Source organism: Streptosporangium sp. NPDC048886 (assembly GCF_055586905.1).
Window position 1 is genome coordinate 164,264 of the sequence record NZ_JBVJHH010000005.1, and the last position, 14,158, is coordinate 178,421.

Genomic DNA, 14,158 nt, shown 5'->3' on the forward strand with positions numbered 1-14,158 from the left:
AACATCAATCACATGGACATCAGCCCCTACATCGCCGCCCTCGACGAGGACGCGATCCCCCAGATCCACCCAGATGCCTACGTCGCCCCCGGCGCGGTGGTCGTCGGCCGCGTACGGCTGGGCCGGGCCGCGAACGTCTGGTACGGCGCGGTCCTCCGCGGCGACGACGAGCGGATCGAGGTCGGCGAGGAGTGCAACATCCAGGACCTGTGCTGCCTGCACGCCGATCCCGGCGAGCCCGCCGTGCTGGAGCCCCGGGTCAGCCTGGGCCACAAGGCCATGGTGCACGGCGCGCACGTGGAGACCGGCGCGCTCGTCGGCATCGGCGCCGTCGTGCTCGGTGGGGCCCGGATCGGCGCGGGCTCGCTCGTCGCGGCCGGCGCCCTCGTGGGGCCGGGCAAGAAGATCCCGGCCGGGGTGCTCGTGGCGGGCGTCCCCGGCCGGATCATCCGCGAGCTGACCGACGACGACCGCGCCTCCTTCGCCCGCACCCCCGACAACTACATGGCCAAGGCCGCGCGGCACCGGGCGGCCGTCGCGGTCGCGCCGGGCGAGCGGGCCGGAGATCGCTGACGCGCCGGGCGGGCATCGGTAACATGACCGCCGTGCGGCAGTGGGACGGTTTCGACACCATCGAGAGCGACGTGCGCACCATGGTCGCCGACCACCGGTGGGCGAGGCTCCCGCTGCCCGCCCGCGCCCAGGCCGTCGCGCTGCGCGTCCTGGCCGCCCCGGACGGCGGGCGCTGGCTGTTCGGCGCGCACGCCCGGTGGTACCGCCAGGATCCCGCCGACGGCCGCTGGCACCTGGCGGCGCCCCCGGCCGATCCGGGCTTCCGGGCGGCGGCGCACGTCGTCCACGCCACCACGGCGATCCTGCCGCACCTGGTCCCGGCCGGCCCCGACTTCACCGCGGACCGGGGGTCGGTCCAGGGGTTCGTCGGACCGGACGTGCCCCCCGAGATCACCGAACGGGTCCGGGAGCTGGTCATCGCCCAGCGCGGCCGGCGCAGGGAGGACTTCCCGCTCCACGGGCCGGCCGCCGCGCTCTTCGCCGGTGAGGTCGCCAGCCCGGTCGCGGCGGTCTGGGACACGCTCATGTGGTGCGCCTACGCCCCGGCCTTCGACGGCAACGAGGTGCTGCTGTCGATGTTCGGGGAGTTCCTGGCCCGCCCGCTGCCCGGTGACGAGTGGGTCCGCTGGCTGCCTCCCTCCTCGCTCGACGACCTGGTGGCGCTGTACGGCGAGCGGGTCAGGGCGGGCCACCCCGAGGCCGGGCTCCGGCTGGTCGCGCTGATGGCCGACACCGCCGACGCGATCCGCGGCGACCGGCGCTTCCGCCCCCGGGCCGAGGCCCTGCTGGCCATGGTGGAGCCGGTGCTCCGCCGTACCGGCCCCGACCACTCCGTCGCCCACTACGGCGACGACGCCGTACGGCAGGCGTGGCTGTCGCGCTGCCCGCCCCACGTGACGCTGCCGGACTCCTCCCCCGGGGAGCACTTCCAGCACGCGCTCTACGACCTGGTCCAGGCGCTGGGGTTCCTCGTGCCCAAGGGCGCCGACCCCCGGGCGGTGGCGACCTCGCTGCTGGCGGCCGACCTGTCGGCGACCGCCCCCCGGGCGGCCGACGCGCTCTATCCCTGGCTGGACCCGGAGCTGCGCCACATCCTCCACGTGGTGCTCACCGACCCGTCCCACCCGCTGCGGGGGTGCTGGCCGCGCTCGGGCGGGCTGCACTCGGCGCTCCATCCGCCGGACCGGGCCTCGGCGGCGGCCCTGCTGGGCGCCGCCTACGCCACGGGGCTCGCGTGGTGCCGGCTCAGCGGGACCACGGTGCCGGAGCGCGGGTTCGTCACCGCCGCGGCGGTCGTGCACCGGCTGACGCACGAGCGGGACGACCCGGTCCCGGGCATATCAGGGACTTTCCCCCGCCACTTCTGACACGCATCAGCATACTTAAACCACAAATTCAGTTATTTTCTCCTTACTCTCCTTATATCCCTCTATCCCCCCGCACATCGGCTGTTTGTCTGAATCGTGATCTCGGAATCGGGAAATGATCCTTCTGAGGGCGCGACCGTGCCGGAAGGAATGGTCCCGATGGGCCATGGGCACGAAAGACCGCCCGCCGTAACCTCGAAGTGGGTGTGGGCTGCGGAAGGAAGGACGACGCGGTGGGGCACGACGACCTGGACTCTAGGGTCCACGACCGTGTCGCGTTGGACGAGATCGCGCTCTATGCCGAGGTGCTTACCGCCGTCGCCATCAGCGAACGGCCACTCACCTTGGCGGAGCTCGACAACGCGCTCGGATTGAGTGCTTCGGCGATCTGCTGAAGCCGATGAGAGAACCGTCCGGACGACCTAGTCCCGGACTCCTCGACAGGGGTCCGGGACGTGGTCAGGAAAGATGGTCCGGTGACTAGTCACGAACGGACGAGGCGGGCGATCGCCGCCGTGGCCTCCTTGACCTTCTCCTCCGCCTCGGGGCCTCCGCTGTTGATGGCGTCGGTGACGCAGTGCCCGATGTGGTCCTCCAGCAGGCCGAGCGCCACCGCCTGAAGCGCCCGCGTGGCGGCCGACACCTGTGTCAGCACGTCGATGCAGTAGGCATCCTCTTCGACCATCCGCTGCAGGCCCCTGATCTGCCCCTCGATCCGCCGCAGCCGGGTCAGATAAGCCTGCTTGTCTCCGCTGTACCCATGCATGCCCCAACCGTACCCGGGCCGGGCTCAGTGGGAAGCTGCCGCGATCAGTTTCTCCCACTGCTCCGCCACCGGAGGCGCCGCGTAGGCGGCCGCGGCCGCCAGCGCGCCGGCCGACAGCTCCCGGCGCCGGCGCTCGTCGTCGATGAGCGCGAGCAGCGCGGACGCGTACGCCTCGATCTCGCCCTCCCCCTCGGGGACCAGGACTCCGCTGCGGCCGTCGGCCACGAACTCGCCCGGTCCCCTCGGGCTGTCGAATCCGATCACCGGCACCCCGCTGGCCATCGCCTCGATCACGGTCATCCCGAGCACCTCGGCCCGGGAGCTCACCGCCACGATCGACGCCTTGGCGAACTCGCCGGTCAGGTCGGAGGTGGTGCCCATGAAGTAGACGTGGTTGTGCAGGTTGAGATCCTGGACCAGGGCGCGCAGGCGCTTGTCCTCCGGGCCCCCGCCGTACAGCCGCAGCCGCCAGTCGGGGCGCTTGCCGGCGACGGCGGCGAAGGCGCGGATCAGCCGGTCGTAGGCCTTCACCGGCACCCACCGCCCGCCCGCGGCGACGATGCGGTTGTCCATCCGCGAGCGCGGCCAGGGGCCGGCCGGGAGCGCGTCCGGGATCAGCCTGACCTCGGTGCCGCCGTTCAGCAGGCGGTCCCAGTCCTGGCGGCTCGTCTCGGTGGCCGTGGCGACCGCGTCGAGACGCGGGTAGAACTTCCTGATCGGCCCGGGCACCGGCGGGCGACCCCACTCGCGGGCGATCCGCACGGCGTCGCGGGACGCGTGCCGGGCCACCTGGACGCTCAGCCCCGGCCTGGTGCTGATGATCACATCGGTCTTGAGCGCGCGCAGCCGCCGCCACAGGGCGACCTCGGTGCGCATCTGCCCCGGCGGCAGCAGGTGCCGCGCACCGGGCTGGGCGTCGACCACCCAGGACAGCCGCACCTCCGGCGCCACGGGGAAGAACGGTCTCTCCCGGTGGCGGCGGACGCTGATGATCTCGACGTCGTGGCGCCCGGCGAGCTCTCCCGCGAGGTTGACGGCCGACCGGACGTCGCCCCGCATGCCGTAGACGGAGGGGAGGAGCAGGCAGATCCTCACCCGCCGACCTCGATCCTGAGCTCGTCGTCGGCCGTGTAACGGGGCCGGATCGGCACCCCGTCGATCTCCTCGGCCGGGTAGTGCAGGCGGCGGCGCTTGCCGTCCACGTCGTCGAGCCGGGAGCCCAGGCGGAGCGGCGCGGGCAGGCCGTCCACCTCCAGGGAGGGCTCCCACGTGCCCGACTGCTCGGGCGCGGCGGCGAGCACGTCGCACAGGGAGAGCGCGGCGTGGAAGCGCACCCCCTGGACCGTCGCGACGGCGGTCAGCTCGGCGTCGGGGTGGCTGCGGCGGAGCGCGAGCCGCGCCTCGTGCCGGGACTCGTCGTCGTCGAGGCCGGTGAAGGCCAGCAGCCCGGTGACCTCGAAGCGGCCCTCCCGGAACCAGACCGCGCGGACCTCGGCGGCGGGACCGGCCTCGTCGACCTTCAGGGCCAGGAAGCCGTTGCGGGTCCGGTAGGCCCGGTAGGCCAGCGTGCGGCGGCTCAGCGCGTAGGTGTCGAGATGGTCGAGGGAGAAACCCGGATCGACGCTCGGCAGCCGGATGCGTGTCCCGTCCTGCCTGAGATAGACGTCCCAGCGGCCGGGGGTGAGCGCCAGCGGCGCGAGGGAGACGGCGAGGGTCGCGTCACGCGCGTCGGCGCCCGGGGTGCCCAGCACCACGGAGATCTCGACGGCGGTGACCCGGTGGCGCAGGACGAGCTCGGCGCCGCACGGGAGCGGCCCGTCGACGGACAGCCGGAGCGAGAGGACGTCGGTCAGCGTGACCTCGGCATCCGTGACGACGACGTGCATCGTCAGCCCCCTCCCCGTCCAATGAGCTACGCGACGTTGAGGTTACCGTGATTTTTCCGTAATCGACAGGAAGAGTTTCGGACCTAGCGTCCTTTTCTTATTATCTTTACCGATTGTCAGGTACGGCCCGCAGAGCAGGCCGTACCTGACCGGGATTCAGGACGCCTCGACGGGCTGCCCCTTAATCGATTTGATCAGGAGCTGGGAGACGTCCACGACCTCCAGCGTCTCCTTGGCCTCACCGGCGTTCTTCTTCTCGTTGATCGAGTCGCCCAGCATGACCAGGCAGAAGGGGCAGGCCGTGGAGATGGTGTCGGGGTCGGTGGTCAGTGCCTCGTCCACGCGCTCGGTGTTGATGCGCTTGCCGAGCCGCTCCTCCATCCACATCCGGGCGCCGCCGGCGCCGCAGCAGAAGCCACGCTCCTTGTGGCGGTGCATCTCCTGGGCCTGCACGCCCGGGACCTTGGCCATGATGTCGCGGGGCTGGGAGTAGACCTTGTTGTGGCGGCCGAGGAAGCACGGGTCGTGGTAGGTGATCTTCTCCTCGATCGGCGTGACCGGGACCAGCTTGCCCTCATCCACCAGCTTGGCCAGGAGCTGGGTGTGGTGGACGACCTCGTAGGTGCCGCCGAGCTGCGGATACTCGTTGGCGAGGGTGTTGAAGCAGTGCGGGCAGGTCGCGACGATCTTCTTGACCCCGGCCTCGTTCAGCGTCTCGATGTTCTGCTTGGCCAGCATGTCGAAGAGGAACTCCATGCCCAGGCGGCGGGCCGGGTCGCCGGTGCAGGCCTCCATCGGGCCGAGCACGGCGAACTTCACGCCCGCGACGTGCAGCAGCTCCGCGACCGCCTTGGTGGTCTTCTTGGCCCGGTCCTCCAGGGCTCCGGCGCAGCCGACCCAGAACAGGTATTCGGTGTCGTCGGGCATCTTCTCGTCGATGAGCTGGACCTCGATCGGGTCCTCGTCGCGGCCGGCGAGCTCCTCGATCCAGTCGGCCCGCTTCATCTCGGACATCCCCCACGGGTTGCCCTTGTTCTCCAGGTTCTTGACCATGACGCCGGCCTCGGACGGGAAGTTCGACTCCACCATCACCTGGTAGCGGCGCATGTCGAGGATGTGGTCGATGTGCTCGATGTCCACCGGGCACTGCTCGACGCAGGCGCCGCAGTTGGTGCAGGACCAGAGCACGTCCGGGTGGATGACGCCGTCCTCGCCGACCAGGGGCTTGTCCAGCAGCGCGAGCACGTCCTCGTGCAGGTCGGCGCGCTGCTCCTGGGTGGCCATCAGGTAGGGCGCGACCTTGAAGGCGTGGTCGCGCTGGTCGAGGATCAGCATCTTCGGCGACAGCGGCTTGTCGGTGTTCCAGGCCGGGCACTGCGACTGGCAGCGACCGCACTCGGTGCAGGTGTAGAAGTCGAGGAAGCCCTTCCAGGTGGTGTCCTCGATCTTGCCGCGGCCCAGCCTGTCGCCGTCGAGGTCCTCGTCCTCGAAGTCGACGACCTTGCCGTCGATCCGCATCGGCTGGGCCGGGCCGTTGCCGTCCGGGCGACGGGAGAACATCACGTTCAGCGGGGCGGTGAAGATGTGCAGGTGCTTGGAGTTCACCACGATCACCAGGAACACCAGCATGACGCCGATGTGCAGCAGCAGCCCGACGTGTTCGAGCGCCTCGTTGGCCGTCTCCCCCAGCGGCCTCAGCACCGCGGCGGTGGCCTCGGAGGCGAACGCCCCGGACGCGTAGGGGAGGTTGCCGGTGTTGAACGCCGCGCCACGGAAGAGGAACATCGTCCAGATCACATTGAAGATCATGAACAGGACGAGCCAGGCTCCACCGAGGTGCGAGCCGGAGAAACGGGATCTGCGGCCGAGCTTCTTGGGCGAGTTCTTGACCCTGATGACCGCGAAGGCGATCAGGCCGACCAGGGCCGCGACCGCGATGAAGTCCTGCAGGAAGCCCAGGACGGCCCAGGTCCCGACGAGCGGGATGTGGAAATCGGGCGTGCCGGTGACCGCGCCCTGGATCAGCGCGCCGTATGCCTCCAGATATACGGTCGCCAGGATGAAGAAGGCCCACATGACGAAGAAGTGCGCGGTGCCGGAGGCGGTCCACTTGAGCAGTTTCTTCTGCCCGAAGACCTCGACGAGCTGGGCCTTGATCTCGTCGCCCACATTGTTCTTGGCGTATTCGACCCGCTCGGGTGCGGGTGGCCCGACGGTGGCGAGCTTGTAGAGGAACAGCACACGGCGCGCGGCAAGCGCGACCGCGACCACTGTCATGACCAGCCCGATGATCGCTACCCAGAGCACGGGTCCTCCCACAGACGACGTTGGCTGCCAGCGTACGACCGCCGGTCATCCACGGTGACGACGGGTCGCCACGAATACTACCGATCGGTAACTTTCCCCGGACCGCGACACGTGGTGACCGTGGTCACCATACGGTCACTTCGATGCCCAGAACAATGCTCTGTACACATCTCGGCGCCGTCAGGACACGTCCAGATAGCGCTGGATCGTCGGCGCGAGCAGCTCCACCAGCTCTTCGATCTCGACCGAGGCGAGCGGCTCCAGCTTGACCACGTAACGCATCAGGACCACCCCGAAGAGCTGGGCGAAGGCCACCTCCATCCGGATCGGCGGGATCTGGAGGGACTCCGCGATCCGGTAGAGGACCGCGTGCGAGATGAACTCGCGGATCATCGTGACCACCCGGTCGTTGGTCATCGCGGTGCGGACCAGCGCCAGCACGGGCTGGCGGGCCTCGGCCCCGGAGGTCATCGTCAGGACGAACCGGGTCAGCCGCTCGCCGATGTCCTCGCGCGGCCCCGCCAGGAGCATCGGGATCACCTCGTCGGGGTTGATCGGCAGCTCCATGGCCGCGACGAACATCCCCTCCTTGCTCGCGAAGTAGTGGTGGACCAGCGCCGGGTCCACCCCCGCCTGCCGGGCGATGCCCCGGATCGTCGCCTTGTCGAACCCCTTCTCCGCGAAGGTCTCCCGCGCGGCCGCGAGAATCTGCCCGCGCGTGTCCGCGGACCCGGGCCTGCGCCCGGGACGCCTCTTGCCGATCTCCGACCCGTCCACGGGCCGCCCGTCCAGGGATTGCTCACTCACAGGTTGTTCAACTCACAGGTTGTTCGCCCGCGTCGCCGCGGGTTGCTCCGGCTGCCCGCACGCGTCGCCGCGGGCCGTCCGGTCAGGGACCGCTCCATCAGGGGCCGTTCCGTCAGGGACCGTTCAGTCAGGGGGCGTCCGCTCATACGCTGGAGGGCGTGGCCAGGTGCAGGCGCGCGAAGGCCAGTGCCTCGGCGAGGTCGTCGATCCGCTCCGTACGGCTGACGGCCTTGCGCGTGTTGATCTCCAACACGACCAGGCCGCCGTAGCCGTTGCCGGCCAGGCGCTCCAGGATCGGCGCGCACGGCTGCCCGCCCCGGCCGGGGACCAGGTGCTCGTCCTTGTTTGCCACCCCGACGCCGTCGGCCAGGTGCAGGTGGGCGAGCCGGTCGCCGAGCTTGGTGAACATCTCCATCGCGTCGACCCCGGAGACCGCCGTGTGCGACAGGTCCATCGTCACCTGCGGGAAGTCGTAGTCGACCGGGTTCCAGTCAGGCGAGTAGGGGACGACCTCGTTGCCCCGGGCCCGTAGCGGGAACATGTTCTCCACCGCGAAGACCACGTCGGTCTCCTCCCGCATCCGCGCCAGGCCGGTCTCGAAGTCCCGCGCGTAGTCGCGCTGCCAGCGGAACGGCGGATGCACCACGACGGTCTTGGCGCCCACCCGCTCGGCGGCCCGCTGCGCCCGCTGGAGCTTGGCCCACGGGTCCCTGCCCCACACCCGCTGGGTCACCAGCAGGCACGGCGCGTGGATGGCCAGGATCGGCAGCTGGTAGTGGTCCGACAGCCGCTCCAGGACGTCGACGTCCTGGCTCACGGGGTCGGCGCCCACCATGATCTCGACACCGTCGTATCCCAGGCGCGCGGCCAGTTCGAAGGCGTCCGGCGTGCGCTCCGGGTATACGGACGCGGTGGACAGCGCGATCTTCGCACCAGGTACTCGGATTACGCTCATACGGCTTCCTCGCCTCCGGCCGGACTTCGCGTGAGCCGGCGTCGCCGCGCCCGCGGGCCCGATCGCTCCGCTCACTCACGATGCCAGCCTAAGCGCGACCGCGGACGAGTGGAGTCCGGCCTCGCTGATGCAACGGAGATCACACCGCTACGGTGAGAGCATGCCGCGGTTCATGAAGGGCGCCATCCCCAGTCCGAACATCTGGAACACGCCCCACATATACGAGCTGGAGAACCGGGCGGTGGACCCCGACGGCAGGGTCGAGGCCGCGATGGCCGCCATCCGGCCGTGGACCGGCGCGACGGTCCTCGACATCGGCTGCGGCAGCGGCTACCACCTGCCCGCCCTGTCGGCCACCGCCGCCCGCGTGATCGGCGTCGAGCCGCACGACGACCTCGTCCGGCTCGCCAGGCGGCGCTGCCGGCCGCTGCCCAACGTCGAGGTCCACCCGGCCACCGCCCAGGCCCTCCCGCTGCCCGACGCCTCGGTGGACGTGGCCGTCGCCCGCTGGGCCTATTTCTTCGGCCCCGGCTGCGAACCGGGCCTGGCCGAGCTCTCCCGGGTGCTGCGGCCGGGCGGCGCGGCCTTCGTGGTCGACCTCGACGCCGGCCGCGGCGCCTTCGGCCGCTGGTTCAGCCGGACCGTCCCCTCCTACTCGGCCAGGGCCGTCGAAGACTTCTGGAGCCGTCAGGGCTGGCAGAGCCGGCCCCTCGACCTGCGCATGTCCTTCGAGCGCCGCGCCGACCTGGAGGCCGTGCTCCGCATCGAGTTCACCCCCGAGGTCGCCGAGCAGGCCATCGCCGAGACCCCCGGCCTGGAGCTCGCCTACCCCAATGTCCTGCGCTGGAAGCGGTTCTGACCGCTCCGGGACGCCACCCGCCGGACATTCGGGATGAAATACCCCCACGGAACCGCTTGACCTTGACGTTGACGTCAACGATTAGCGTGATCCCGTAAGGAGGACGGATGCGGATCGGGGAGCTCGCCAGACGGGCCGGGGTCAGCGCCCGCGCGCTGCGCTACTACGAGCAGCAGGGGCTGATCACGGCGCGCCGGGCGGCCAACGGCTACCGGGAGTACAGCGAGGCGGATCTCAAGCTCGTCACCGAGATCAGATCGCTGCTCACCGTGGGGTTCACCCTGGAGGACGCCCGGCCGTTCGTGGCCTGCCTGCGGGCCGGCCACGAGTCGGGCGGGTCCTGTCCGGAGTCGGTGGCGGTCTACCGGCGCAAGCTGGCCGAGATCGACGACGAGATCCGCACGCTGCTCGCCCGGCGCGCCGAGGTCGCCGGGCAGCTGACCGCGGTCTGTCCCGGATGCGTGTTCACCAAGCTGGGAGAGTCATGATCACTTTGACCGCCGACAACTTCGCCGAGCAGGTTCTGGAGAGCGACAAGCCCGTCCTGGTCGACTTCTGGGCCGAGTGGTGCCCGCCGTGCCGGATGATCTCTCCGGTCCTGGAGCAGATCGAGGCCGAGTACGGCGACCGCGTCACGATCGCCAAGCTCAACTACGACGAGCACCAGGAGATCGCGGCCCGCTACGGCGTCATGGGCCTGCCGACGCTCAACCTCTACAAGGGCGGCGAGGTGGTCCGGCAGATCGTCGGCGCCAAGCCCAAGCGCCTGCTCCTGGCCGACCTCGAAGGCCACATCTAACCGGGCCCGAGCTCCCGCAGGATCCGCGGCACCGCCTCGGGGTCGCCACCGACCTCGGGCGGCAGGCTGACGTAGAGCTGGAGCGTGACCGCCCCGACCTCGCCCACCGGTGGCAGTGCCCCTCGGTCGCCACCCTGAGCACGCGCGACGTCGTCGTCGAGGGGCCGATGACGCTGGTCTTCTCCCTCTTCCGGCCGGTGGAGGAGCCGGAGGCGCTGATCCTGCTGCAGACGCCGCGCGACGGGTCGGACCGGCGGCGGATGGCGGAGCTGACCGCGCCGGCGGGCCGTACCGGGTGAAAGTTGTCGGCCGGGACCGGTAACGTGCGGCCATGGCTAAGAAGGTCGGCTATCGCTGTGGTGAGTGCGGTTGGCAGACCGCCAAATGGGTGGGCCGCTGTGGCGAGTGCCAGGCCTGGGGCACGGTCGAGGAGGAGACCGCCCGCGGCGGCGTGCAGGTGGCCTCCGCGGGGGCGGTGTCGGCTCCCGCGGTCCCGATCGGGCAGGTCAAGGCCGAGGTGGCGCACGCGCGCGGCACCGGGGTGCCCGAGCTCGACCGGGTGCTCGGCGGCGGCCTCGTGCCGGGCGCCGTCGTGCTGCTGGCCGGAGAGCCCGGCATCGGCAAGTCCACGCTCCTGCTGGAGGCCGCGGCCAAGATCGCGCGGCAGCAGACCGTGCTCTACGTCACGGGCGAGGAGTCGGCCGCCCAGGTCCGGGTCAGGGCCGACCGGATCGGCGCCATCCAGGACCGGCTCTACCTCGCGGCCGAGACCGACCTGGGCGCGCTGGTGACCCATGTGGAGAAGGTCCAGCCCGACCTGCTCATCGTCGACTCGGTGCAGACGATCGGCTCCGCCCAGGCGACCGGGGTGCCCGGCGGGGTCACCCAGGTCAGAGAGGTCGCCGGCAACCTGGTCCGGCTGGCCAAGGAGCGCGGCATGTCCACCGTGCTGGTCGGCCACGTCACCAAGGAGGGCTCGATCGCCGGCCCCCGGACCCTTGAGCACCTGGTCGACGTCGTGCTCCACTTCGAGGGCGACCGGCACTCCCGGCTCCGCATGGTCCGCGCGATCAAGAACCGGTACGGCCCCGTCGACGAGGTCGGCTGCTTCGACCTGCACGAGGGCGGCATCGAGGGCATCGCCGACGCCAGCGGCCTGTTCGTCTCCCACCGCGCCGAGCCCGTGCCCGGCACGTGCGTCACGGTCACCCTGGAGGGCACCCGGCCGCTGCCCGCCGAGGTCCAGGCCCTGGTCGCCCGGACCGAGGCCCAGCAGCCGCGCCGCTCCTCCTCGGGGCTCGACACCTACCGGGTGACGATGGTGCTGGCCGTGCTGGAGCGGCGGCTCAACGCCAAGCTCGGCGGCTGCGACGTGTTCACCGCGACCGTGGGCGGCATCAAGCTCAGCGATCCGGCGGTGGACCTGTCGGTGATGCTCGCGGTCGCCAGCGCGGCCGGAGACAAGGCGCTGCCCCCCGGGCTGGTCGTGCTGGGAGAGGTGGGCCTGGCCGGGGAGCTGCGCCCGGTGCGCGACGTGCGGCGCCGCCTGTCGGAGGCGGCACGGCTGGGCTTCACCCGCGCCCTGGTCCCGGCCGGATCCCTCGACACGGGCAAGAAGCGCGACGGCGACCGCTCCCTGGTCCCGGTCGGCGGCCGTAGCACCAAACTCATCCCGGGTTTCGACGTCGTCGAGGCGGACAATGTCTGGGACGCCCTCACTCACGTCACCTAGAGGTGGCCATCCGGCGATTCCGGACCCCGCAGGACCTTCGCCGGTAAGCTGAGCGTGATACGCAGACCACGGGGGTCATGTGCCAGCAAACTACAAAGGGCTCGACGAACGCCGCAGGGCCGTCCTGGCCGCGGTCGCTCCGGGCACCGAACTACGCGACGGCTTGGAGCGTATTCTCCGCGGCCACACAGGCGGCCTGATCGTGCTCGGCTACGACAACACGGTCGAGGAGATCTGCAGCGGCGGATTCGAGCTGGACGTCGAGTTCTCCGCGACGCGGCTGCGCGAGCTCGCCAAGATGGACGGGGCCATCGTGCTGAACGCGAGCGACCTCAAGATCGTGCGCGCGGCCGTGCACCTGATGCCCGACCCGGCCATCCCCACCGACGAGTCCGGCACCCGGCACCGCACCGCCCAGCGGGTGGCCGTGCAGACGTCCCTGCCGGTCATCTCGCTCAGCAAGTCCATGCGGATCATCGCCCTCTACCTCGACGGCTTCCGCTACGTGCTGGAGGAGTCGGCGGCGATCCTGTCCAGGGCCAACCAGGCCCTGGCCACCCTCGAACGCTACAAGCTCCGCCTGGACGAGGTGTCGGGCACGCTGTCGGCCCTGGAGATCGAGGACCTGGTGACGGTCCGCGACATCGCGGTGGTCGCCCAGCGGCTGGAGATGGTCCGGCGCATCTCCGAGGAGATCGCCGGCTACGTGGTCGAGCTCGGCACCGACGGCCGTCTGCTCTCCCTGCAGTTCGACGAGCTGGTGGCCGGGACCGAGACCGACCGCGAGCTGATCGTGCGCGACTACCTGCCGGTGGCGGGCCGCCGCCCGCGCAAGTTCGCCGAGGCCCTCCACGACCTCGACCAGCTCTCCTCCAGCGACCTGCTCGACCTGTCCGTCGTCGCCCAGGTCCTCGGCCACTCCGGCAACGACGCCCTGGACAGTCCGGTGAGCCCCCGGGGCTACCGCCTGCTGGCCAAGGTCCCGCGCCTGCCGGGCACGGTGGTCGACCGCCTGGTCGACCAGTTCGGCAGCCTGCAGAAGCTCCTGGCCGCCAGCATCGGCGACCTCCAGGAGGTGGGCGGGGTCGGCGAGGCCAGGGCCCGCCACATCCGCGAGGGCCTGTCCAGGCTGGCCGAGTCCTCCATCCTGGAGCGTTACGTCTAGACGGCCGTTACGTCTGGACGGTACCGGCCGAGGAGCGGCTCCGGCGGGGAGGCGGCTCCAGGTGCCGGCCGCCGCCCCAGCGGAAGTGGCTCCCGCGCAGCGAGCCGCACCGACGGAGGCGGCTCCGCAACGGTGGGGCACCGGCGGAGGCGGCTCCCGTGCGGTGGGGCGTCGCGCTAGCGGAGGTGGAAGACGGCCTTGCGGCTCTTCAGGCCGGGGCTGCGGGCCATGGCCACGTAGGTGCCGGCCAGGGCGCTGTCGCGGTCGGCCGCGCAGTCGCCGCCGGAGCGGCGCCGGTCCCACTCGACCTCCCGGACGTACGGGACGCCCCGGTCGAGCTTGCGGATGTCGTCGGTGTCGCCGCTGACGCAGTCGGCCGACGACCAGACGCGGTCGCTGCCGGAGGTGATGCGGACCTCCATGGCACGGGGCCCGACGTCGGCCGTGCACATCACCTTGCCGATGTTCACCAGCGTGAGGATGAACCGGGGGCGGCTGCCCTGCGCGTAGACCTCTCCCAGTCCCTGCATGTTCAGCACGAGGTCGGAGGACTCACAGGCGTCACCGGGCCGCTTGGCCCTGGTGACCGGCCGGGCCTTCCGGGAGGAGGCCGTCGGGCTCGGTGAGGGGGTGATCGTCACCGTGGGCATGACGGTCACTATCGGATCCGGCGTGGGCGACCCGCTGAGCTCTGCCTGCCCCTTCGAGGCGCGCTCCGGTCCGCTCGACGAGCAGGCCCAGGCCACGACGGCGACCACCACGAGCACACCGACAAGGGCGGCCATCCGGCGCCGCCAGTAGACGTCCACCCCTATATCACTACGGAAAGTGTCCGGGTCCATACGGACAGTATGAAGATTCTTCACGAGTCATGAGGAGCGACCCGCCGCTACCGCTGCCGTTTCGGCGGGTGAAGAGGGGGAAGCGCCCCCTCTCCGGCAC

The 14,158-nt window shown here is 70.9% G+C and carries 15 protein-coding genes; 8 read left to right on the forward strand and 7 right to left on the reverse strand.

The features are described 5' to 3' along the window. Positions 1 to 12 precede the first annotated feature (12 nt). Both ACZ6R6_RS07910 and ACZ6R6_RS07915 read left to right on the forward strand, forming a co-directional pair. Complete coding sequence (locus tag ACZ6R6_RS07910) at positions 13 to 573, forward strand: gamma carbonic anhydrase family protein (RefSeq protein ID WP_470091131.1); 561 nt, start codon at positions 13 to 15, stop codon at positions 571 to 573. A 23-nt stretch (positions 574 to 596) separates the two neighbouring features. Beyond that, on the forward strand, positions 597 to 1,940 hold the full coding sequence (locus ACZ6R6_RS07915) for a hypothetical protein (RefSeq protein WP_470091133.1): 1,344 nt from the start codon (positions 597 to 599) through the stop codon (positions 1,938 to 1,940). A 484-nt stretch (positions 1,941 to 2,424) separates the two neighbouring features. On the opposite strand, the gene ACZ6R6_RS07920 is transcribed toward ACZ6R6_RS07915, so the two are convergent. From ACZ6R6_RS07920 to ACZ6R6_RS07945, 6 genes are all read right to left on the reverse strand, one after another. Beyond that, positions 2,425 to 2,706: a metal-sensitive transcriptional regulator gene (locus tag ACZ6R6_RS07920; RefSeq protein WP_470091134.1), complete on the reverse strand. Its 282-nt coding sequence runs from the start codon at positions 2,704 to 2,706 to the stop codon at positions 2,425 to 2,427. Positions 2,707 to 2,730: 24 nt separating this feature from the next. Further along, a complete protein-coding gene (locus ACZ6R6_RS07925; protein ID WP_470091136.1) occupies positions 2,731 to 3,801 on the reverse strand; it encodes a glycosyltransferase in 1,071 nt (356 codons plus the stop codon). After that, the gene (locus ACZ6R6_RS07930; protein ID WP_470091137.1) at positions 3,798 to 4,592 is read right to left on the reverse strand and encodes a hypothetical protein; all 795 of its coding nucleotides are present in this window, start codon (positions 4,590 to 4,592) and stop codon (positions 3,798 to 3,800) included. The genes ACZ6R6_RS07925 and ACZ6R6_RS07930 overlap by 4 nt, the downstream gene beginning before the upstream one ends. Positions 4,593 to 4,748: 156 nt before the next feature. Beyond that, on the reverse strand, positions 4,749 to 6,899 hold the full coding sequence (locus tag ACZ6R6_RS07935) for a (Fe-S)-binding protein (RefSeq protein ID WP_470091138.1): 2,151 nt from the start codon (positions 6,897 to 6,899) through the stop codon (positions 4,749 to 4,751). 180 nt (positions 6,900 to 7,079) lie between these two features. Next, positions 7,080 to 7,706: a TetR/AcrR family transcriptional regulator gene (locus ACZ6R6_RS07940; protein WP_470091140.1), complete on the reverse strand. Its 627-nt coding sequence runs from the start codon at positions 7,704 to 7,706 to the stop codon at positions 7,080 to 7,082. A 142-nt stretch (positions 7,707 to 7,848) separates the two neighbouring features. Continuing rightward, positions 7,849 to 8,661 (reverse strand): sugar phosphate isomerase/epimerase family protein, encoded by an 813-nt coding sequence (locus ACZ6R6_RS07945; protein ID WP_470091141.1) that lies wholly within the window; start codon positions 8,659 to 8,661, stop codon positions 7,849 to 7,851. A 160-nt stretch (positions 8,662 to 8,821) separates the two neighbouring features. Here ACZ6R6_RS07945 and ACZ6R6_RS07950 point away from each other — a divergent pair, with 160 nt between their 5' ends. The 6 genes from ACZ6R6_RS07950 to disA all read left to right on the forward strand — a co-directional run bounded on the left by ACZ6R6_RS07950 (position 8,822) and on the right by disA (position 13,216). Next, a complete protein-coding gene (locus ACZ6R6_RS07950; protein WP_470091143.1) occupies positions 8,822 to 9,520 on the forward strand; it encodes a class I SAM-dependent methyltransferase in 699 nt (232 codons plus the stop codon). Positions 9,521 to 9,627: 107 nt separating this feature from the next. Continuing rightward, positions 9,628 to 10,008, forward strand: coding sequence for a MerR family transcriptional regulator (locus ACZ6R6_RS07955; protein WP_470091145.1), 381 nt, complete (start codon positions 9,628 to 9,630; stop codon positions 10,006 to 10,008). Further along, complete coding sequence (trxA, locus tag ACZ6R6_RS07960; RefSeq protein WP_470091147.1) at positions 10,005 to 10,319, forward strand: thioredoxin; 315 nt, start codon at positions 10,005 to 10,007, stop codon at positions 10,317 to 10,319. The genes ACZ6R6_RS07955 and trxA overlap by 4 nt, the downstream gene beginning before the upstream one ends. A gap of 167 nt (positions 10,320 to 10,486) precedes the next feature. Next, positions 10,487 to 10,618 (forward strand): hypothetical protein, encoded by a 132-nt coding sequence (locus ACZ6R6_RS07965; RefSeq protein WP_470091149.1) that lies wholly within the window; start codon positions 10,487 to 10,489, stop codon positions 10,616 to 10,618. A gap of 32 nt (positions 10,619 to 10,650) precedes the next feature. Further along, a complete protein-coding gene (gene radA / locus ACZ6R6_RS07970) occupies positions 10,651 to 12,051 on the forward strand; it encodes a DNA repair protein RadA (RefSeq protein WP_470091151.1) in 1,401 nt (466 codons plus the stop codon). 79 nt (positions 12,052 to 12,130) lie between these two features. Continuing rightward, the gene (gene disA, locus ACZ6R6_RS07975) at positions 12,131 to 13,216 is read left to right on the forward strand and encodes a DNA integrity scanning diadenylate cyclase DisA (protein ID WP_306862202.1); all 1,086 of its coding nucleotides are present in this window, start codon (positions 12,131 to 12,133) and stop codon (positions 13,214 to 13,216) included. Between the two features lie 176 nt (positions 13,217 to 13,392). Here the strand turns inward: disA and ACZ6R6_RS07980 are convergent, their stop codons facing one another. Next, on the reverse strand, positions 13,393 to 14,058 hold the full coding sequence (locus ACZ6R6_RS07980) for a hypothetical protein (protein WP_470091153.1): 666 nt from the start codon (positions 14,056 to 14,058) through the stop codon (positions 13,393 to 13,395). Between the last annotated feature and the right edge of the window lie 100 nt (positions 14,059 to 14,158).